Source organism: Glycomyces tarimensis, assembly GCF_054776215.1.
The window spans coordinates 120,545-139,247 of sequence record NZ_BAAHCB010000015.1 but is presented as its reverse complement, the minus strand read 5'-3'; the positions used below and the strand labels follow the sequence as shown (position 1 = coordinate 139,247).

The following is an 18,703-nucleotide window of genomic DNA, read 5'->3' as shown; positions in this document are numbered from 1 at the left end:
GGCGGGCGATCACCCATTCGGCCACCAGGGCGTTGATGATCCATCCGGCGTCCATCTGGAGGAGGCGCATGAGGGCGTCGGGCTCCCCGAACATCAGCAGGAACGGCCCTGAGGTGAGGACTTGGGTGCCCGCGCCCATGGCCAGTGCGTAGGCGCGGATCATCCACGAGCCGTGCGCGAAAACCTCGCCCCGGGCGATCGCGGCGGCCCCCAGCACGAGGAACGCGAGCATGAGCGCGCCGACGAGGTATCGCGAGACGGCGACGGGGCCGTCGTCCATGGAGGGCACGTCGTAGAACGCGGTCATCCACAGTCCGCTCGCGGCCACGACGAGTCCCGCGGGCATGAGCAGGAATCGCCCGGCGAAGCGATGCCACGACAGGTGCCGCCCGCGCAGGCCCGGAAGGAACTGGAACGCGCCGACGATCGAGTAGACGAGCGCGCCGAGAATGTGCAGGACGACGGGCAGCGGCATCCGCAGGAACCGGGCGTTGGCGGAGGTCTCAGGGGCCCCCGAGGCTATCTCGCCGAGGCGGACCATCCCGGCGAGCGACGGCACGAGCGCGAGGACGATGAGGCCGGCGGCGATCAGCCACTCGCGGCGGGGAATGTTCTGCGGCGGGTTCATACCGCAATCCTCATCGCGGCGACGACTCCCCGCTTCAGCCATGTGGCCTAATCGGGGAACCTCGGCGACGCGCTTGCCGTGGTCGTCTCCGGCCTCGAGCCGCGAGCGCCGCCGTCGCCCAGGACGCGGGCGGCAGGGGGTTCAGAAGTTGAGCGAGCTGACCATGCGCTCGTAGTCGCCGAAGGCGCGATCGATCTGCTCGGGCGTGAGCCCGTAGGCGCCGACGTGGTATTCGTGCTTGCGGTCGCGCACCGGGTTGCCGAGCGCGTTGACGAGGTGCTCGCCGTCGTCCCAGGTCCATTCGATGCCGAGGTCCTTGTACAGGCCGGGGACGAACATGCCGGGGTCGGCGGCGAGGCGGTGGTAGGGCACGTCGACCACCGAGGCGCGATGGCGCTGGCGGAAGGCACGGCCGGCTTCGACCGTCTCGACCATCAGCTCCAGGGCGAGCTCGCCGAGGGCGTCCCGGTCGACCCGGGCGAGGAACAGCGACTGCGCCAGGTCGGCGAGCGAGCACAGCGAGCCCATGACCGTGGTCGGGCTCCGGTGCGTCCACACGAACGTCGCGTCCGGGAAGACCTGCTTGATGGCGCTCATCTGGCCGAGGTCCATCGGGTATTTGAGCACCCAGCGGCGACGCGGGCGGCCGTGCTGGAGGACTTGGAGCGCCGACTTGAGGTACTTGTAGTCGATCGTGGTGTCGCGCGAGGCGAACCACTCCCGGTAGGCGGGCATGGGCGCGTGGAACAGCAGGTGGTAGAGCCCGTGCGGCAGTAGGAACATGCTCTCCTCGGGATTCTCGGCGTCGACGGGGTGAATGAAGTCGAAGTCGGGGGCGTAGCGGGTCGAGGAGAACTGCCGGCGCACCGTCCTGATCCGTTTCGCGGTGGTCTTCGGATCGCGTTCGAGGTCGGTGTTGACCATCTCCCACAGCAGCGGTCCGCGGCAGGCCGGCGAGGCGGCCAGCACCTGGTGGGCGAGGGTCGTCGCCGTCCGCGGAAGCCCGACGACGAACACCGGCCGCTCGATCGGCTCGGCCCCGATCTCGGGGTGCCGCTGATGGAGCCGGCGGATCCGCAATCGGTTCACCAGCCGGGCCCGGGCGTCCATGATGGTCGTCAGCCAGCCGATCGGCGAGAGGTCGGGAACGTCGGCGACGCAGCCTATGAGGAACCGGAAGTCCTCGATCCACTGGCGGTCGGTCTCGTCGACGTCGATGCCGCTGGTGCGCTCGGCCTGGCGGATGGCCCTGTCCCAAGCGGCCCCCGGGTCGCGCCGGGACCGCGCCAGCGGAGTCAGACTCGCGTTCAGCGCTTTGAAGGTGAGGGTGGTGCGGCTGCGGCGACTCATGAGGGGGTCCTCTCAATGGCATGAGCGTGGTGGCGATACGGATATTACGGAAGCAGGAGGAGCCGGGACGTCGGGCCGTGTATACCGCCGAGAAGAGCGTAAACCGGAGTTTCCCCGGTGCGCTCGCGACCCGGGGGCGGCGCTCGCCATGCGACTCAGTCTCGTTGCCGATCTTCCCGCAGCTCGTCGTACCGGGCCCGTTTCCCCAGTGGAACGCCGGAGCGGTGCAGGGCGCGTCCGATCGCGTAGCCGCCCACCGGCGCGGTGGTCAGCAGCAGCCAGGTCGCCAGCAGCACCTCCACGGCCGCGAGCCATCCGGGCTCGGCCATCCAGGCACCGGCCAGCACCAGCACCAGTCCCAAGGTCGCGGCCTTGGTGACGGCGTTGAGCCGTGAATACGGGTCGGGCAGGCGGAGGTATCCCACCGCCGCGACGGCGATGAGCCACACGCCCAGACCTAGGCATGCCCACGACATCACTTCGAGCGCGCTCACCAATCCTCCTCGCGGTCGTCTCGGTCGATCAATCGGGCGACGGAGACCGACGACAGGAAGCCGACCAGCGCCGCCACCAGCACCACCTCGAAGAAGGAGGTGTCTCCCAGGCGCGTGCCCAATACCGCGACGGCGGCGATGAAGGCGTAGAAGGCGAGGTCGCCGGCCACGGCGCGGTCGCCGTCGGTGGGTCCGCGGACCACGCCGACGGCCGCCGTGAGCAGCGCGAAGGCGGTGACGGCGAACATGGCGTCAAGCGCGCTCATGGCTGCCCCTGTCCTTTTCGGCGCCTTCGGCGTCGAAGCCATGGAAGCGGACCGCGGCGAGCATCCGGCTCTCCAGGACTCGCAGTCGTTCCCGGAACCGCTCGGGGTCGGGGGCGTACATGCCGTGCACATAGAGCATCGGCGGATCGCGGCGTACCGCGAGCGTCAGGGTGCCCGGGGTCAGCGAGATGAGGTTCGCCAGGAACGCGATCTCGAAGCGGGTCCGGCAGCGCAGCGGGAACCGCGCTATGCCCGGGGCGAGTCTGCTGCTGGGCGTCAGGATGTCCCAGGTGAGCGCGGCGTTGGCCGAGATCAGCTCCCACGTGAAGTAGAGCGCGAACGCCAGCATCCGCGCCATCCACGACAAGGCCGAGCCGAGGGCTCCCAGTGTCGTCCTCATCAGCCGTTCACCGCCTCCACATAGCTTGCGTAGTCCGAGAGCCCGCGGGCCGCCTGGTCGCACAGCGCCAGCAGCCACTCGCCCCACAGACCGAGCGCCACCGTCACGGCGGCCAGCGCCAAGGGAGGCACTGCCAGTCGCACCGGAATGCTGGTCAGCAGCGGGCCCGTGCGATCGTCGTCGTCCTTGGGGTCGCCGATGAAGGCGGACTGCCAGATCTTCGCCATCGACGCCAGCGTCAGCAGCCCGACCGCCACCGCCGCGACCGCCGCGACGTACTGCTCCTGGCTCACGGCAGCCCGAACGAGGACGTATTTGGCGATGAATCCCGAGAAGGGCGGCATGCCCGCCAGCGAGAGCGCCGGGATGAGGAAGACCAGGGCCACGAGCGGCTCGCGGCGCGCCAGTCCGCCGAGCGAATCGAGTCGCCCGGTCCCGTATCGGTGCTCGACCGCGCCGACCGAGAGGAACAGCGAGGCCTTCACCATCATGTGATGGAGCAGGTAGAAGATGCCGGCGGCCGCCCCGACGGGCGCCAGCAGCACGGCTCCGAGCGTGATGTAGCCGTTCTGGCTGACCATGTGGAACGCCAGGACGGGCCGCATCGAGCCCTGGCCGAACGCGGCCAGCGCGCCGACGACCATCGACAGGACGCACACCGCCACGGCGAGCCAGGCGAAGCTCGCCGCGCCGTCGTAGAGCAGGGTGTAGAGCCGGTAGATCGCGTAGATGCCGATCTTGGTGTGGAGCCCGGAGAACAACGCCGTCACGCCCGGTGCGGCATGCGGGTAGGTCTCGGCGAGCCAGCCGTGGACGGGCACGAGCGCCGATTTGACCGCCAGCGCCGCCAGCAGGACCGCGCCCGCCGCGGCCAGCAGCGGCGAGTCCGTCGCGGCACCGGCCAGGGAGGCGAGGTCGATCGTGCCGGCCGTTCCGTAGACGAGTCCGACCGCGAGCAGGAAGATCGTGGAGGTGAGCAGGCTCAGGGTGAGGAAGACCCGTCCTGCGGTGAACCGGGCGCGGTCGGACGACATGCTGATGAGCACATAGGACGGCATGAGCGTGACTTCGAGGAACACGAACATGTTGAACAGGTCGCCGGTGACCAGCACCCCGGTCACGCCCGCGGCGAGGATGAGCACGAGCGGCGCGAACATGTGCCGCTCGTCTTCCCCCGCCGCGAGCGCGAAGCCGACGCAGACGAGGGCCACCAGTGAGGTGGCGACCAGCATGAGGGCGCTGAACGTGTCGACGATGAAGGCGATGGCCACGCCGCCGGGCCAGTCTCCGATGCGGGTCGCGAGCACCGCGCCGTCGGCGACGAGCACGAGGAGGGCGAGGTGGTGGGCCAGCAGCAGGCCGAGCGTTCCGAGCAGGACGCCTCGTCGAAGCGTCTGGCGGCGGCGCAGCAGCGCCAGCAGCCCCGACGCCAGCAGCGGCAGGGCTATGGACAGCGGAATCGACAGTCCGCTCATGCGTCGGACTCCGTGTCGTCGTCGTCCCCGTCGGCCCTCGCGAGGGCGAACAGGTAGACGGTGATGCCGAAGGTGATCACGATGGCGGTCAGCACGAACGCCTGCGGCAGCGGATCGGCGGCGTCGCCGGGCACGAGGTGCCGGATCAAGGGCGGCTCGCGCGAGGACATGCCGCCGGACGCGATCAGCACGAGGTTCGCCGCGTGCCCGAGCATGATGAATCCGAGGGCGATCCGTATGAGTCCACGCTGGAGGATCAGGAAGACCCCTCCGGTCACCAGCAGGCCGACCGCCACCGCCGCGCTCATGTGCGCCCCCTTTCGTCCGCGGCTCCTCGCTCCGGGGCCGGCGAGGTCCGGGGCTCGTTCGCCGTCGTTTCGATGTCGTGGTGTTCCAAGCGGTTGAGCGCTGCGGCGACCATGCCGAGGACGACCAGGTACACGCCGAGGTCGAACACGAGCGAGCTGCTGAGTGAGACGTGCGCGCCGGCCAGGTCGACGTGGCCGTGCGCGGGCTTGAGGAACGGTTCGGCGGCGGCCAGGGCCGCGAGGCCGGTACCGGTGGCGACCGTCAGGCCGGCCGCGAGGAGCGGGGTCTGGATCGGAGGAAGCGGCTCGCGGCGCGCGCCGGGGCGCGAGAGGTGGAGCAGCGCCAGCCCGCAGCCGCCCACCAGTCCGGCGATGAAGCCGCCTCCCGGCTCGTGGTGTCCGCGTAGCAGCAGGTAGATGGAGAGGACGACGAGCACCGGGGTGAGGGCTCGCCGGACGACGTCGACGATGAGCGCGCTGTCGGGGACCGCGGCGCGGCTCGGGCGCGCCCCGGGCTCGGATCGGCGGGACGTCGTCAGGTCCATGATGGCGGCCACCCCCAGTCCCGCGGCGACGAGCACGGTGACTTCGCCGAGGGTGTCGAGGGCGCGGAACTCCACCAGGATCATGTTCACCACGTTGGAGCCGCCGGTCTGCGGGCCTGCCTCGCGCAGCAGGTATGCCGACACCGCCGAGGGCTCGCGGCGCCCGGTGAGCGTGAAGGTGGCGGCGGCGGCCGCGGTTCCCGCGGCGAGGGCCACGCCGGCGGTCGCGGCGGTGCGGCGTCTCGTGGCCGGATGGAACCTGCGCGGCAGGCGGCGAAGCACCATGACCGCCACGACGACCGTGATGACCTCGAACAGGACTTGGGTGATCGCCAGGTCGGGCGCTCCCGCGAGCAGGAACCACAGTCCGACGATGAACCCCGTCAGTCCGATCAGGACGATCGCGGCGACTCGCGAGCGCCGGGTGGCCGCCCCGGCCACGGTCGCGGCCAGCAGCGTGACCAGCACCCAGTCGGCTCCACGAGTGGTGGGCTCGGGCGCCGCCGGGACGGCGACCGGATGGAAGGCGTACGCGATCGCGATCGCGGCCATCGCCAGGAGCGGAACCACCAGGTGCGCGGCCGGGGAGGGCCGCTGCGTGATCGATCCGATCCGGGTGCCGGCGCGCCGGGTGGACTCGTAGCAGGCCGCGAACACGTCCCGCCCGTTCAGCGGCGAGCGGAGCCCCTGCAGGAACCGGTCGACGGGGTCGCGGGCCACGAAGAGCGCCGTCCCGACCGCGACGGTGGCCGCCGACATAGCCAGTTCCGGGGACAGGCCGTGCCACAGATGCAGATCGACCCGGGCCAGTTGCTCGCGCGTGTCGACGGCGACGCGTCTGATGAGCGGGTTCAGCATTTCCACACCGATCCCGAGCGCCACTCCGGCCGCCGCGGCGAACGCGGCCGGCGCCAGGAATGGCAGGCTCGGCTCGCGCAGGCGTCGCTGCACGGTGGGCCCGACGAAGGCGCCGGAGAAGATGCGCAGACCGTAGGCGAAGGTGAGCGAGGCCGCCGCGACCGCGACGACCACCGCGACATGCCCCGCCCATGCCGGGCCCGGGAGTCCGTGGAAGGCGGCGAACATCTGCTCCTTGCTGACGAAGCCGATCAGCGGTGGGACACCGGCCAGTGAGAGTCCGGCCAGGCCGGTGAGCGTGGCGGTGACGGGCATGACGCGCCGCAGGCCGGTCAGTTCCCGGATGTCGCGACTGCCGACCTGGTGGTCGATGATCCCTACGAGCATGAACAGGGTCGCCTTGAACAGCGCGTGGGCGAGCGCGTGCAGGGCCGCCGCCGCCAATGCCTCCGGCGTGCCCACGCCGATCAGTGCCACCAGGAAGCCGAGCTGGCTGATGGTCGAGTAGGCCAGCAGGGCCTTGAGGTCATGCTGCTTGAGGGCGAGCAGGGCGCCGACGACCGCGGTCGCGAGCCCGACCGTCGTCAGCGCCCACGTCCACAGCGGGGTCTCAGCGAACAGCGGCGAGAACCGCATGAGGAGGTAGATGCCGCCCTTGACCATCGAAGCGGCGTGGAGGTAGGCGCTCACGGGCGTGGAGGCGACCATCGCGTCGGGCAGCCAGAAATGGAACGGCAACTGCGCCGATTTGGTCATGGCGCCGACGACCACCAGCAGGGCCGCGGTCGTGGCGAGCGCTGAATCGCCCTTCCATGCGCTGTCGGCCAGGATCGCGCTCAGCCGCGTCGTTCCCGAGTGGACCGCGAGCAGGATCAGGCCGGTGAGGAGGGCGAGCCCGCCCGAGGCGGTGACCAAGAGCGCGCGGAGCGCCGGGGCCGCGGGTTTCGAACGCAGGTCGCCGATGAGGAAGAAGGAGCACAGCGTGGTGAGTTCCCAGCCGACGAACAGCACGACGACGTCGTCGGCGAGGACGAGCAGCAGCATGGACAGTGCGAAGACCGTCATGAGGGTGTAGAGCCACACGTGGCTTCCGCGGCTGAGGTAACGGGCGCAGTAGGCCATCACGAGCGCGCCCACGCCCAGGATGATCAGCGAGAACAACAGCGCCAATGCGTCGAGTCGCAACCGCAGCGCGACGTCGATCGAGGGCAGCCACGGCCAGGAGGCGGTGATCGTCTCTCCTGCGGTGATCGCGGGGAGCTGCGCCGCGAACAGGCCGGCCAGCGCCAGGAATCCCGCGGCGAGCAGCCATCCGGTGTCGCGTCCGAATCGGCGGTGCACGGGCGCGACCAGCAAGGCGAACACCGCCAGCGCGATCAATGCCGCCAACAACAACACGACCGGCCCATCACTCCTTCCGCGACCGCACACGCACCGTTGACCACCATCCGCAGTGGGGCTGCGGAATTGGACAGCGACAGCTCACGGACTCTTCCGAACCTGCCACGAGCGTAAAGACATTTCCGGATATACGCATGCCAAACCAGTTTTGTCCGCATAGGGGAGAATGAACCACGAATGCCTTGCGGCGTCACGGCACCGCACCTAGCATGGGGGCATGCCCGCGCTTGAAGTGTTCCTGATCGTCATCGTGCTGTGGGCCGGATCCGGATTGGTCGCCCTGCTGTGGATGGCCCGGTACGGCCACCGCGACCGCAAATGGATCCTCGCGGCGATCCTGCTCGGTCCCATCTTCGCGGCATCGGCGCCCGAACGCGTGCAAACGGACTCGCGATTGGTCGAGACCGAGCACGAACACGACGCCTCTGGGGCTCCGCGTCAGGCACTGGTGGGCATCGACGGCTCCGCGGAGGCGGATCGCGCCCTCGACACGGCGCTGGATCTGCTGCCGGGCGACCAGTACACCTTGATCCTCGCAAGGGTCGTCGACTTCGACCGCGCCGAAGCCGCCGAAAGCGACGCGGCTGACGCCGAGGAGATCCGAAGGATCGAAGACGAGCTCGCCGGCAGGGCCGAGCGGATCGGCGGGCGCGCGGTGAGTTCCGCGGTCCTGTCGGGGCCGCCCGCGGGGGCCTTGCTGGAGTACGCCGAAGAGCGCGGCGTCGACGTGATCGTGGTCGGCCGCCACGGCAAGGGCCTGTCGAAGGCGCTCATGGGCGACGTGAGCCAGGCCGTGATCCGACAGGCGTCCGTTCCGGTTCTCGTCTCCGGTGGTGCGTCGCCCCGATGAGCCGTCCCTGCCGCTCTCGGCAACGGGCATAGCGCGGTAGCACCGGATCGCAGACCCGCTCGGGGCTGGCCGGGGCCGATTCGCGGCATGCCGGTCACCGGTCGGCCGAGACGTGCCCGGTCAGGATCAGACCGGCGGCGGCTGCCGCGAGCAGTGCCGCGAACGCGGCGGTCACGAGGAGCAGCCGACCGCTCGGAGCCGCCGACGGCCCGCCACCGGGCGGGACCGCCCGCAGGTCCCGATCGAGGCGCCGGGACCGGACGCCGGCCGCGGCGAACAGCGCCGCCCCGGTGACGACCGCGGCGGCGGGCAAGGCGATGCCCAACCAGGGATGCGGGGCGGTGAGCAGGCGGGCGCCAATGGCCATCCCGGCGGTGATCCCGAGTGCGGTCCGGCGCCAGGCCAGGTTGTTGCGTTCCGGTTGCCGGCCGGGATCCCACGCGCCGACCGGCCGCCCGATCATCGTCCCGGCCCGGTCACGAGGGCGACGATGACGAGCGCACCGACGAGCATCACTCCGATCGCGACCGGGAGCATGGAGACCGGCGCGGGCAGGGGCCGCCCGAGGCGGATGGCGCGTTCGGTTCGCATCCAGCCGATCCACGCCTGAACGGGCAGTGCGAAGCCGATGGCGATCAGGACGAACGCGGCGATGAGCCGGAACGTCCCGTGCAGTGGCACGGCGAGCGCCTCCAACGCGACCCCGGCGGCGGTGAAGGCGAGCGAAGTGCGGATCCATGCCAGGAAGGTGCGCTCATTCGCCAGTGTGAACCGCGGATCGGGCTCCTCGCCGTGCTCGAACACCCGCCGCGGGAATCGCCGCTCGCTCACTCGTCCTCCCCCGCGTCGGCGACGATACCGGTCGGGGCGGATCGATGGGTTCCGGCGGTGCCGGTCTGCCCCGCGATGACGGCGTCGAGCAGGCCGGGGAACGCCTTGTCCAGGTCGGTGCGGCGGAGGCTGTTCATCCGTGAGGTGCCCGCGTAGTACTGCCGGATCAGACCGGCCTCGCGCAGCACGTTGAAGTGGTGAGTGGCGGTGGACTTGCTGACCGGGATGTCGAAGTCACCGCATTTGACGTCCCGGTCGGCAGCCGCGAGCTGGGCGACGATGCTGCGACGGACGGGGTCCACTATGGCCTCCAGTATCTGCTGGAGGCCCAATTCCGACAGCTCCGGGTGCGGAGGCACGCGTCCCATGACGGCGATAGTACTACGCTCGTCAAAGTTTGACAGGCATCGTACTTCATGATTAGAGTGGCTCGCGTCCACTGCGAAGGAGGGTCTATGGGCACGGTGAAGACGGTGCGGTTCAGCGAACTCGGCGGTCCGGAGGTGCTGCGGATCGAGCAGCTCGATCCGGGCGAGCCGGGGCCGGGCGAGGTACTGCTGCGGGTGGAGGCCATCGGCCTGAACCGGGCGGAGGCGCTGTTCCGCGCCGGACGGTACATCGAACCGGTCAGGCGGTTCCCGTCCGGGCTGGGCGCCGAGGCCGCCGGGATCGTGGAGGCCGTCGGTCCGGGGGTGACGGACGTCGAAACCGGGCAGGCGGTCAGCGTGGTGCCGTCGTTCTCGCAGAACGACTACTCCATGTACGCCGAGCGGACGATCGCGCCGGCGCACTCCCTGGTGCCCCGAGCCGAAGGCGTGGGCGCGGTGGCGGGCGCGGCGGTGTGGATGCCCTACTTGACCGCCTACGGCGCGCTCGTGGAGGTCGGCGGCATGCGTCCGGCCGATGCGGTGGTGTTCAACGCGGCTTCCAGCAGCGTCGGCCTGGCCACCATCCAGATCGCCAACCGCGTCGGCGCGGTCCCGATCGCGGTCACCCGCACCGGCGCCAAGCGGCAGCGGCTGCTCGACGAGGGCGCCGCCGCGGTGATCGTCGCCGAAGAGGAGGACGTCGCCGGCAGGGTGCGCGAACTGACGGGAGGCCGCGGGGCGCAGTACGTCTTCGACGCCGTGGCGGGGCCGGGGGTGACCGAACTGTCCAGTGCCGTCGCTCCGGGCGGCACGCACTTCCTCTACGGCGCCCTCAGCGGGCAGCCGACGCCGTATCCGGGCTTCGATCTCGGGATGCCGGCGCTGAACCTGCGCACCTTCGTAATGCACGAGATCAGCCGGGACCCGAAGCGGCTGCGCCGTGCCGTGGCTTATATCGACTCCGGGCTGCGAAGCGGCGCCTTCCGGCCTGTCGTGGACCGCGTGTTCGAGCTCGGCGAGATCGTCGAGGCGCACCGCCACATGGAATCGGGCACCCAGTTCGGCAAGCTGGTCGTCACCGCCTGAGCGGCGTGGGGGGGGGAACCGGCATGCCGGTTCGACCCCGTGCGGGTTCAGGTCCGGGCTATGGCGATGTTCGTCGCCGAGCGTTGGCCCGCTTCGTAGAACATGTAGAGCCGGCCGTTCTGCTCCGCGAAGCTCGGTGCCGCCGCGCGCCCGTTGTCCGGCGCGGTGGAGGCGGAGTCGAACAGCACGCCGAGGTGCTCCTCGCGGTCGAAGCTCGTCCCGACGTGCGCGACGTGGATGTTGCCGGCGCCGCTGTGGTAGACGACGTGGCCGCCGCCGTTGCGGGACCAGTAGTGGGCGCCCGAGAGCTGCCCTCCCTCGCCGGCCCTCGGAGCGATCAGCGGCTTCGGCTTGAACTGCCAGCCGGACGTGAGCCGGTGCGACCAGCCGATGAAGATCTTGCGCGTGCCGGCCTGGTTGCCCATGAACAGCATGACGTGGACGCCGGACTGCACCGGGTGGGGGAAGACGCGGGCGTAGGAGGCCTCGGTGACGTCCGAGGGCAGCATCGCCGTGGTCAGGACCGTGCCGTCGTAGGAGAAGGAGCGGCCGTCACTGGAACTGGCGACGCGGGTCGTGGTGTTCTCGCCGTGGAAGTACAGGTACATCCGGCCGTCGGCCGCGTTCCAGTAGGCGTCGGGGCTGGAGACGTGCGAGACCGAATAGTGCGGCGACCAGGTGCGCGGAATGATCGGGTTGCCCGAGTACTCCTTCCACGGCCCTTCGAGCGAGTCGGCGTAGGCCAGGCAGATGCCGCCGGGCGCGTCGTGCGGGGCGTAGTACATGTACCAGGCGCCCAAGGGATTCTGGACGCGTCCGGCGACGTACCGGACCGAGGGGAAGATGAGCTCGTTCGTCGGGTTGTAGTCCAGTGAGGACTTGTTGAGGGCCTCTTTGCGGTAGGTGAAGGTCGGAAAGCCGGGCACGGCCGCGTTAGCGGGCCCGGCGACACCGAGTGCGGCGGTGGTGCCGGCCGCCGCGGCGCCGAGCAGCAGCGCCCGCCGGTCCAATGTGGGCTTTCGATCGGATTGCATCGTTGAACTCCCGTCCGGCCCGCGCGACCGCCGCCGCGCCACGATGCGCGGCGGCGCGAGAGCGCCGCGGCGGGCCTGTCGGGATCGAGTCTCGAACGGGCGGCAACGGCTCGTCAAGATGATAATACGAATTATCATCTTGACGGCCCGGAAACGGGGGTGCAACATGGCTACTTATCGACTTGCTGATACGCATTATCAGCGGACAGAGAGGGCCCCCGAAGTGTCAGGAACCAGCCGCCGCGTGACGCAGCGCGACATCGCGCGCCTCAGCGGGGTCAGCCAGGCCACCGTGTCCCTGGTGCTCAACAACCGCCTCGACGCCGGCGTGCGCATCGCCCCCGAGACGCGCGAACGCGTCCTGCGCACCATCCGCGAGACCGGCTACGTCGCCGATCCGGTCGCGCGCCGCCTCGCCGACCGCTACAACCGCATCATCGGCGTGTTCACCTACGAGCCGGTCTTCCCCTCGGGGACCCGGGACTTCTACCACCCGTTCCTGGTCGGCATCGAGGAGCGCGCCGAGCGCCTCGGCTGCGATCTGCTGCTGCTCACCAGCGCGCCGGTCGAGGACGGGCGCCGCCGCATCTTCGCCGAGGGCAGCCGCATCAGGCTCGCCGACGGCTGCATCCTCCTCGGTCAGGAGATCGACCACGACGACCTGGCCCGGCTCGTGGCCGAGGGCATCCCGTTCGTGTCCGTCGGCCGCCGCGACGACGCGGGAGGCCCGGTCCCCTACGTCGGCGTCGACTACGCGGCCGCGACCGCCGCGCTCGTGCGACGCGCCGCCGCGCTCGGACACGCGAGCCTGGCCTACCTCGGGCGCGGCGCGGGACCGGAGTCCTACACCGACCGTCTGCGCGGATTCCGCACCGCCGCCGAGGCGGCCGGCACCGAGGCCCGCCATCTGCCCGAATTGGACCGCTCCCGCCTCGACGGCGCCGTCGCCGACGGCGTGACGGCCCTGTTCCTCGAAGAGCCCGCCGACGTCCCGGCCATCACCGCCTGGGCTCGCGACCGCGGACTCGACGTCCCCGCCGACCTGTCCATCGTCGCCCTCGGCGACCCGACCCGGCCGGTGTCGATCGAGCTCGACGTCACCGGCTACACCATTCCCCGCCGCGACATGGGCCTGCAGGCCGTCGACGTGTTCGCCGCGCTCATCGAGGGCGCCGAGACGGAGATCCAGCGGCTGCTCCCGTGCGAGCTGCACGACGGCGCGACCCTCGCGCCGTCCCCCACCGGAAGGAAGCACCCTTGAAGGAACTGCAAACCGACATCCTCGTCGTAGGCGGCGGCCTCGGCGGCGTCGCCGCCGCGCTCGCCGCGCTGCGCGTCGGCCGCCGCGTCGTCCTCACCGAGGAGTACGACTGGATCGGCGGCCAGCTCACCAGCCAGGCCGTCCCTCCCGACGAACCGTCCTGGGTCGAGCAGTTCGGCGTCACCGACTCCTATCGGAGCCTGCGCGAGGGCATCAGGGACTACTACCGGCGCTACTATCCGCTCACCGACGCCGCCCGGGTCAAACGCGATCTCAATCCGGGCGGCGGCAACGTCAGCCGGCTCTGCCACGAGCCGCGCGTCGCCGTCGCCGTCCTCGAGGCCATGCTCGCGCCGTATCTCGGCTCGGGCCGGCTCCGGCGGCTCCAGCCGTACCGGCCGGTGGCCGCCGAGGTCGACGGCGACCGGGTGGAGGCGGTCACGCTCGCGCACCGCGACAACGGCGAGCGCATCGTGGTCGCCGCGCCGTACGTCCTGGACGCGACCGAGACCGGGGAGCTGCTGCCGCTGACCGGCACCGAGTACGTCACCGGCTTCGAGTCGCAGCGGGACACCGGCGAGCCGAGCGCGCCGGACGAGGCGCAGCCGGAGAACATGCAGGCGGTGTCGGTGTGCTTCGCGATCGATCACGTCGACGGCGACCACACCATCGACAAGCCGGCCGACTACGAGTTCTGGCGCGACTTCCGCACCGATTTCTGGGGAGGGAACCTGCTCGGCCTCAGGGCGCCGAACCCGCGGACGCTCGAGCCGGGCGAGCGGACCTTCGAGCCCAACCCCGACGACGACCCGCTCGCGGTCGTCGGCGACCAGCGGCTCGGCAGCGGCGACCAGAACCTGTGGACGTTCCGCCGGATCGCCGCCCGCCGCACCTTCGCGCCGGGCACCTACGACAGCGACATCACGCTCGTCAACTGGCCGATGATCGACTACTTCCTGGCGCCGGTCGTCGACAATCCGGATGCCGCGGCACACCTGGAGAAGGCCCGCGGGCTGTCCTACAGCGTCCTGTACTGGCTCCAGACCGAGGCGCCGCGCGCCGACGGCGGCGCCGGCTGGCCGGGGCTGCGCCTGCGCGGCGACATCACCGGCTCTGCCGACGGACTCGCGCAGGCCCCGTACCACCGCGAGTCGCGGCGCATCAAGGCCGAGTACAGGATCGTCGAGCAGGACCTGTCGGCGGCCGTCCGCGGCGACAAGGGCGCGGCGTCCTATCACGACAGCGTCGGCATCGGCATGTACCGCATCGACCTGCACCCCTCCACCGGAGGCGACAACTACATCGACGTCCCCTCATGCCCGTTCGAAATCCCGCTCGGCGCGCTGCTGCCGGTGCGGATGGACAACCTGCTCCCGGCCGGGAAGAACCTCGGCACCACCCACATCACCAACGGCTGCTACCGGCTGCACCCGGTGGAGTGGAACATCGGCGAGGCCGCCGGGGCCCTCGCGGCCTACAGCTTCGAGCACGGCGTCGCACCGCGCGCCGTCGGCGCCGACCCGGCGCTCCTGGCCGACTTCCAGAACCGACTCGCCTCGCAGGGCGTCGAACTGCGATGGCCCGACATCAGCGCCTACTGAAAAGGAGAACCCCTTATGAAAAAGCTACTGGCATTGGCGGCGGCCGCGCCGCTCGTCCTGGCCGCCTGCGGCGGCGAGAGCGACGACGGTCCGGTCACCCTGCGCATGACGATCTGGTCGGCCAGCGAGGACCACCTCGCCATGCTCGACGAGATCGCCGACGCCTACATCGCCGACCACCCCGAGGTCGAGGCGATCGAGTTCGACCCGCTCCCGTTCGAGGGCTACACCAGTACCCTCACCACCCAGATCGCCGGCGACAACGCCCCCGACCTGGCGTGGATCCTCGAGAGCTCGGCACCCGACTTCGTCACCAGCGGCGCGCTCGTGCCGCTGAACGACACGCTCGAGGAGACCGAGGGATACGAGTTCGACGACCTCGTGCCGGCCGCCACCGAGCTGTGGCGGCACGACGGCGAACTGTACGCCTACCCGTTCTCGACCTCGCCGTTCGCGATGTTCGTCAACGACGACCTCCTCGCCGAGGCGGGACAGCCCACCGCCGCCGAGCTCATCGCCGACGGCGAGTGGAGCTGGGACCGGGCGGTCGAGGCCGGCGCCGCGGTCCACGCCGAGACCGGCACCGACGGCATCGTCATCCGCGACTTCGACTACTCCGGCTGGGACTATCTCTCCACGCTGTGGACCGGTTGGGGCGCCAGCGCCTGGAGCGAGGACGGCACGGACTGCGGCTTCGACGACCCCGAGATGATCGAGGCACTCACGTTCATGCACGACGCCGTGTTCGACCAGGAGGCGATGCCCGGACCGGGCACCACGGCGGACTTCTTCGCCGGCGAAGCCGCCATGACCGTCACTCAGATCTCCCGCGCCGGGCTCCTCGCCGACGCCTCCTTCGAATGGGACCTCGTGCCGCTGCCGTCCGGACCCGCCGGCGAGTACTCCGTCATCGGCCAGGCCGGGCTCGGCGTGCTCACCGTCGCCCCGCACCCGGAGGAGGCCGCCGACTTCCTCGCGTTCATGACGAGCCCGGAGAACTCCGCGAAACTCGCGCAGTACTTCCCGCCGCCGCGGGAGTCGCAACTGACCGCCGAGGTCCTGGGGCAGGCGAATCCGCTGCTGAGCCCCGAACAGCTCCAGTCGGTCGTCATCGATCGGATCGACTCGGGCGTCGTCAAGCCGAGCCACACCGGCCAGGCGCAGCTCGACCAGGCCGTCCGCGCCGCGCTCGATCCGCTCTGGACGCCCGAGGCGGACGTCGCGGGCGTCCTCGCCGAGCTGTGCACCGCCGTCGACCCGCTGCTGAGCCAATGACGGTCGACGTCGACTCCACCGCGCCCGGCCGGGGTCAGACCCGGCCGGGCCGGCCTCGGCGCGGCAGGGGCGGGTGGACCGCGCGCCGCCGCGACCGACTGGCCGGATACCTGTTCATCGCCCCGCAGATGGCCGGCAGCATCGTGTTCGTGCTGGTGCCATTGGCGATGGTGTTCTGGTACAGCTTCCACGAGTGGAACGTCCTGGCCGGGGGTTTCCGCTTCAACGGCGCCGAGAACTACGAGCGGCTCGCCGCCGATCCGGCCCTGCCGGGCGTGCTCGGCGCCACCGGGGCCTTCTCGATCGGCCTGGTCGTCCTCAACTTGAGCCTGGCGCTGGTGTTGGCGATCCTGCTGAACCAGCGGCTGCACGGGACGGTCTTCTTCCGCACCGTCTTCTTCTCGCCGGTGGCGGTCACGCTCGTCGCCTGGACGATCGTGTGGCGCTTCCTGCTCCAGGACGACGGCGGCGTCAACGGTCTGCTGTCGACCGTCGGCGTCGAGGGCCCGAACTGGCTGCGCGGCGAGACGACCGCGATGATCGCCGTCATCGTGGTGCAGGTGCTCAAGAACGTCGGGCTGAACATGGTGCTGTTCCTGGCCGCGCTGCAGGGGGTGCCCAGGGAGCTGTACGAGGCGTCCACCATCGACGGCGCCGGCGCGTGGACGCGGTTCCGCCGGATCACCGTGCCGATGATCAGCCCGACGATCCTCTTGACGTCGATCATCACCGTCGTCGGCTCGCTCCAGGTGTTCGCGCAGATCGACGTGCTCACCAGCGGCGGGCCCGGTACTTCGACCACGGTGCTCGTCTACTACCTGTACCAGAACGCCTTCCAGTTCCACGACTTCGGCTACGGCGCGACGCTGTCGGTCCTGCTGTTCGCGATCGTGCTGGTGCTCACCGTGATCCAGTGGCAGATGCGCAGAAAGTGGGTCGTCCATGAAGACTGAGCGCTCGCGGCGCACCAAGCTGCTCCTCTACGGGCTGCTGTGCGTGCTGGCCGTCCCGTTCCTGTTCCCGACCTGGTGGATGGTGACCTCGTCGCTCAAGCCCGCGAACGAGATCTTCGCGTTCCCGCCGTCGCTGCTCCCCTCCGAGGTGAGTCTCGACGCGTACGGGCGCGTGTTCGATTTCGCGCCGTTCGCGACGCAGCACTTCAACAGCATGTACATCGCGGCGGTCGTCACCGTCGGGACGCTCGCGGTGTCCTCGATGGCCGGCTACGCGTTCGCGCGCATCCGCTTCCCCGGTCACAACGCGCTGTTCCTGGTGGTGCTGGTCGGCCTGCTCATTCCCAGCGAGGTCACGATCGTGCCGCTGTTCCAGATGTTCAACGGGCTCGGCATGGTCGACACGCACTGGCCGCTGATCCTGGTGCCGATCTTCGGGGCGCCGAGCGTGCTGGCCACGCTCATCATGCGGCAGTTCTTCATCGCGCTGCCGGGCGAGATCGAGGAGGCCGGGCGCATGGACGGCCTCGGCCGGTTCGGCCTGTACTGGCGGGTGGCGCTGCCGCTGTCGCGCCCGGCTCTGGGCGCGGTCGCCATCTTCTCGTTCCTGCACAGCTGGAACCTGTACCTGGAGCCGGTGGTGTTCCTGTCCACGCCGGAGCGGTTCACGCTCCCGCAGGCGCTGACGCAGTTCACCGACGCCTACGGCGGTCCGATGTGGGACGTGCAGCTGTCGGCGGCGACCATGACGGCCCTGCCGGTGCTGGTCGTGTTCGTCCTGGCGCAGCGCCAGTTCGTCGAGGGGCTGGCCCACACTGGGCTCAAGGGCTGACCAGAGCGGGCCCGCACCTCACCGTATCCTGTTTTCCACGGATCGGAAGAGGGGCCTGGTAATCGGAATGACGGAAGCGGGACGGGAGGAGCGGCTGGTCGGGTCCGACCGGGTGCTCGCCGTGCTCATCGAGCTGGCCGAGCACGCCGACGGCGTCACACTCGACGAGCTCGCGCAGACGCTCGAGAGCTCGAAGCCGACGGTGCACCGCGCGCTCGTCGCACTGCGGCGCGCCGGACTGGCGGCGCAGGTGCGCCGGGGAACGTACATGCTCGGCGACGAGTTCCTGCGCCTCGCGTTCCGCTTCCACGCGGCCCGGCCCGAGTGGGTGCGGCTCGAGCCGGTCCTGCGCGAGCTCGCCGACCGCTACGGCGAGACCGTGCATTACGCGGTGCTCGACGGCGTCGAGGTGGTGTACCGCGCGAAGGTCGATCCGCCCCAGGGCGCGATACGCCTGACGTCGTCCATCGGCGGACGGAACTTCGCCCCGTGCACGGCGGTCGGCAAGGTGCTGCTCGCCGAGGAGGTGCACAGCGAGGAGGAGCTGCTCGAACGCGTCGGCGGCCCGGCGCTCGAGCCGCGCACGCCGGGCTCCATCACCTCGACGGCGGCGCTGTGGGCCGAGCTGGAGCGCACCCGAGCACGCGGATACGGCGTCGACGACCAGGAGAACGAGGTCGGCGTCAACTGCCTCGCCGTGCCCGTGCGAATCCATGACGCGCCCGAACCGGTCGGCGCCGTGAGCGTGAGCGCCCTGGCCTTTCGCCTGCCGATCGAGCGCCTGATGGAGGAGGCGCCCGCGATCCGCGCGAGGATCGACGCCGAGATCGGTGCGGCGCCCGTGGCCGCCGGAATTCGGGCGCGGCGTCAGTGACCACCGCGCTCGA

Annotated in this window: 20 protein-coding genes; 8 read left to right on the top strand and 12 right to left on the bottom strand. The window is 70.5% G+C overall.

What is annotated here, in order from left to right; all coding sequences use genetic code 11:
- From ACYVK3_RS12825 to mbhE, 8 genes are all read right to left on the bottom strand, one after another.
- A partial coding sequence (locus tag ACYVK3_RS12825; RefSeq protein WP_460497715.1) for a DUF2306 domain-containing protein occupies positions 1 to 628 on the bottom strand: 628 nt, incomplete at its 3' end.
- A 141-nt stretch (positions 629 to 769) separates the two neighbouring features.
- A complete protein-coding gene (locus tag ACYVK3_RS12820) occupies positions 770 to 1,978 on the bottom strand; it encodes a sulfotransferase family protein (protein ID WP_460497714.1) in 1,209 nt (402 codons plus the stop codon).
- A 155-nt stretch (positions 1,979 to 2,133) separates the two neighbouring features.
- The gene (gene mnhG, locus ACYVK3_RS12815; protein WP_460497713.1) at positions 2,134 to 2,472 is read right to left on the bottom strand and encodes a cation:proton antiporter; all 339 of its coding nucleotides are present in this window, start codon (positions 2,470 to 2,472) and stop codon (positions 2,134 to 2,136) included.
- Complete coding sequence (locus ACYVK3_RS12810; protein ID WP_460497712.1) at positions 2,469 to 2,738, bottom strand: monovalent cation/H+ antiporter complex subunit F; 270 nt, start codon at positions 2,736 to 2,738, stop codon at positions 2,469 to 2,471. Before ACYVK3_RS12810 ends, mnhG begins: the two co-directional genes overlap by 4 nt.
- Complete coding sequence (locus ACYVK3_RS12805) at positions 2,725 to 3,138, bottom strand: Na+/H+ antiporter subunit E (RefSeq protein ID WP_460497711.1); 414 nt, start codon at positions 3,136 to 3,138, stop codon at positions 2,725 to 2,727. Before ACYVK3_RS12805 ends, ACYVK3_RS12810 begins: the two co-directional genes overlap by 14 nt.
- On the bottom strand, positions 3,138 to 4,613 hold the full coding sequence (locus ACYVK3_RS12800) for a monovalent cation/H+ antiporter subunit D family protein (RefSeq protein ID WP_460497710.1): 1,476 nt from the start codon (positions 4,611 to 4,613) through the stop codon (positions 3,138 to 3,140). The genes ACYVK3_RS12805 and ACYVK3_RS12800 overlap by 1 nt, the downstream gene beginning before the upstream one ends.
- Positions 4,610 to 4,921 carry a sodium:proton antiporter gene (locus ACYVK3_RS12795; RefSeq protein ID WP_460497709.1) on the bottom strand — a complete coding sequence of 104 codons (312 nt, stop codon included), beginning with the start codon at positions 4,919 to 4,921 and terminating at the stop codon, positions 4,610 to 4,612. The genes ACYVK3_RS12800 and ACYVK3_RS12795 overlap by 4 nt, the downstream gene beginning before the upstream one ends.
- On the bottom strand, positions 4,918 to 7,722 hold the full coding sequence (gene mbhE / locus ACYVK3_RS12790) for a hydrogen gas-evolving membrane-bound hydrogenase subunit E (RefSeq protein WP_460497708.1): 2,805 nt from the start codon (positions 7,720 to 7,722) through the stop codon (positions 4,918 to 4,920). The genes ACYVK3_RS12795 and mbhE overlap by 4 nt, the downstream gene beginning before the upstream one ends.
- A gap of 220 nt (positions 7,723 to 7,942) precedes the next feature.
- Here mbhE and ACYVK3_RS12785 point away from each other — a divergent pair, with 220 nt between their 5' ends.
- Positions 7,943 to 8,575 (top strand): universal stress protein, encoded by a 633-nt coding sequence (locus ACYVK3_RS12785; RefSeq protein ID WP_460497707.1) that lies wholly within the window; start codon positions 7,943 to 7,945, stop codon positions 8,573 to 8,575.
- 94 nt (positions 8,576 to 8,669) lie between these two features.
- On the opposite strand, the gene ACYVK3_RS12780 is transcribed toward ACYVK3_RS12785, so the two are convergent.
- The 3 genes from ACYVK3_RS12780 to ACYVK3_RS12770 are packed head-to-tail and all read right to left on the bottom strand — an operon-like array spanning position 8,670 to position 9,774.
- A complete protein-coding gene (locus tag ACYVK3_RS12780) occupies positions 8,670 to 9,038 on the bottom strand; it encodes a DUF202 domain-containing protein (RefSeq protein WP_460497706.1) in 369 nt (122 codons plus the stop codon).
- Positions 9,035 to 9,406, bottom strand: coding sequence for a YidH family protein (locus ACYVK3_RS12775; RefSeq protein ID WP_460497705.1), 372 nt, complete (start codon positions 9,404 to 9,406; stop codon positions 9,035 to 9,037). Before ACYVK3_RS12775 ends, ACYVK3_RS12780 begins: the two co-directional genes overlap by 4 nt.
- Positions 9,403 to 9,774 carry an ArsR/SmtB family transcription factor gene (locus ACYVK3_RS12770; RefSeq protein WP_460497704.1) on the bottom strand — a complete coding sequence of 124 codons (372 nt, stop codon included), beginning with the start codon at positions 9,772 to 9,774 and terminating at the stop codon, positions 9,403 to 9,405. The genes ACYVK3_RS12775 and ACYVK3_RS12770 overlap by 4 nt, the downstream gene beginning before the upstream one ends.
- 87 nt (positions 9,775 to 9,861) lie before the next feature.
- Between ACYVK3_RS12770 and ACYVK3_RS12765 the strand changes: the two genes are divergently transcribed.
- Positions 9,862 to 10,860, top strand: a complete 999-nt coding sequence (locus ACYVK3_RS12765) for a zinc-dependent alcohol dehydrogenase family protein (RefSeq protein WP_460497703.1) — start codon at positions 9,862 to 9,864, stop codon at positions 10,858 to 10,860.
- Positions 10,861 to 10,907: 47 nt separating this feature from the next.
- Here the strand turns inward: ACYVK3_RS12765 and ACYVK3_RS12760 are convergent, their stop codons facing one another.
- The gene (locus ACYVK3_RS12760; RefSeq protein WP_460497702.1) at positions 10,908 to 11,894 is read right to left on the bottom strand and encodes a hypothetical protein; all 987 of its coding nucleotides are present in this window, start codon (positions 11,892 to 11,894) and stop codon (positions 10,908 to 10,910) included.
- A gap of 223 nt (positions 11,895 to 12,117) precedes the next feature.
- On the opposite strand from ACYVK3_RS12760, the gene ACYVK3_RS12755 reads away from it, so the two are divergent.
- From ACYVK3_RS12755 to ACYVK3_RS12730, 6 genes are all read left to right on the top strand, one after another.
- Positions 12,118 to 13,155: a LacI family DNA-binding transcriptional regulator gene (locus ACYVK3_RS12755; RefSeq protein ID WP_460497701.1), complete on the top strand. Its 1,038-nt coding sequence runs from the start codon at positions 12,118 to 12,120 to the stop codon at positions 13,153 to 13,155.
- A gap of 5 nt (positions 13,156 to 13,160) precedes the next feature.
- Positions 13,161 to 14,756: an FAD-dependent oxidoreductase gene (locus ACYVK3_RS12750; protein WP_460497749.1), complete on the top strand. Its 1,596-nt coding sequence runs from the start codon at positions 13,161 to 13,163 to the stop codon at positions 14,754 to 14,756.
- Between the two features lie 15 nt (positions 14,757 to 14,771).
- Positions 14,772 to 16,031, top strand: coding sequence for an ABC transporter substrate-binding protein (locus ACYVK3_RS12745; RefSeq protein ID WP_460497700.1), 1,260 nt, complete (start codon positions 14,772 to 14,774; stop codon positions 16,029 to 16,031).
- Complete coding sequence (locus tag ACYVK3_RS12740) at positions 16,028 to 16,984, top strand: carbohydrate ABC transporter permease (RefSeq protein ID WP_460497699.1); 957 nt, start codon at positions 16,028 to 16,030, stop codon at positions 16,982 to 16,984. Before ACYVK3_RS12745 ends, ACYVK3_RS12740 begins: the two co-directional genes overlap by 4 nt.
- A complete protein-coding gene (locus ACYVK3_RS12735) occupies positions 16,974 to 17,816 on the top strand; it encodes a carbohydrate ABC transporter permease (RefSeq protein WP_460497698.1) in 843 nt (280 codons plus the stop codon). Before ACYVK3_RS12740 ends, ACYVK3_RS12735 begins: the two co-directional genes overlap by 11 nt.
- A gap of 67 nt (positions 17,817 to 17,883) precedes the next feature.
- A complete protein-coding gene (locus ACYVK3_RS12730) occupies positions 17,884 to 18,690 on the top strand; it encodes an IclR family transcriptional regulator (protein ID WP_460497697.1) in 807 nt (268 codons plus the stop codon).
- The last annotated feature ends 13 nt before the right edge of the window (positions 18,691 to 18,703 follow it).

Coding starts and splice junctions, on each gene's coding strand:
- ACYVK3_RS12820 (WP_460497714.1), bottom strand. CDS start 1,978: ATGAGTCGCCGCAGCCGCACCACCCTCACCTTCAAAGCGCTGAACGCG.
- ACYVK3_RS12810 (WP_460497712.1), bottom strand. CDS start 2,738: ATGAGCGCGCTTGACGCCATGTTCGCCGTCACCGCCTTCGCGCTGCTC.
- ACYVK3_RS12805 (WP_460497711.1), bottom strand. CDS start 3,138: ATGAGGACGACACTGGGAGCCCTCGGCTCGGCCTTGTCGTGGATGGCG.
- ACYVK3_RS12800 (WP_460497710.1), bottom strand. CDS start 4,613: ATGAGCGGACTGTCGATTCCGCTGTCCATAGCCCTGCCGCTGCTGGCG.
- ACYVK3_RS12795 (WP_460497709.1), bottom strand. CDS start 4,921: ATGAGCGCGGCGGTGGCGGTCGGCCTGCTGGTGACCGGAGGGGTCTTC.
- ACYVK3_RS12785 (WP_460497707.1), top strand. CDS start 7,943: ATGCCCGCGCTTGAAGTGTTCCTGATCGTCATCGTGCTGTGGGCCGGA.
- ACYVK3_RS12780 (WP_460497706.1), bottom strand. CDS start 9,038: ATGATCGGGCGGCCGGTCGGCGCGTGGGATCCCGGCCGGCAACCGGAA.
- ACYVK3_RS12770 (WP_460497704.1), bottom strand. CDS start 9,774: ATGGGACGCGTGCCTCCGCACCCGGAGCTGTCGGAATTGGGCCTCCAG.
- ACYVK3_RS12765 (WP_460497703.1), top strand. CDS start 9,862: ATGGGCACGGTGAAGACGGTGCGGTTCAGCGAACTCGGCGGTCCGGAG.
- ACYVK3_RS12760 (WP_460497702.1), bottom strand. CDS start 11,894: ATGCAATCCGATCGAAAGCCCACATTGGACCGGCGGGCGCTGCTGCTC.
- ACYVK3_RS12745 (WP_460497700.1), top strand. CDS start 14,772: ATGAAAAAGCTACTGGCATTGGCGGCGGCCGCGCCGCTCGTCCTGGCC.
- ACYVK3_RS12740 (WP_460497699.1), top strand. CDS start 16,028: ATGACGGTCGACGTCGACTCCACCGCGCCCGGCCGGGGTCAGACCCGG.
- ACYVK3_RS12735 (WP_460497698.1), top strand. CDS start 16,974: ATGAAGACTGAGCGCTCGCGGCGCACCAAGCTGCTCCTCTACGGGCTG.
- ACYVK3_RS12730 (WP_460497697.1), top strand. CDS start 17,884: ATGACGGAAGCGGGACGGGAGGAGCGGCTGGTCGGGTCCGACCGGGTG.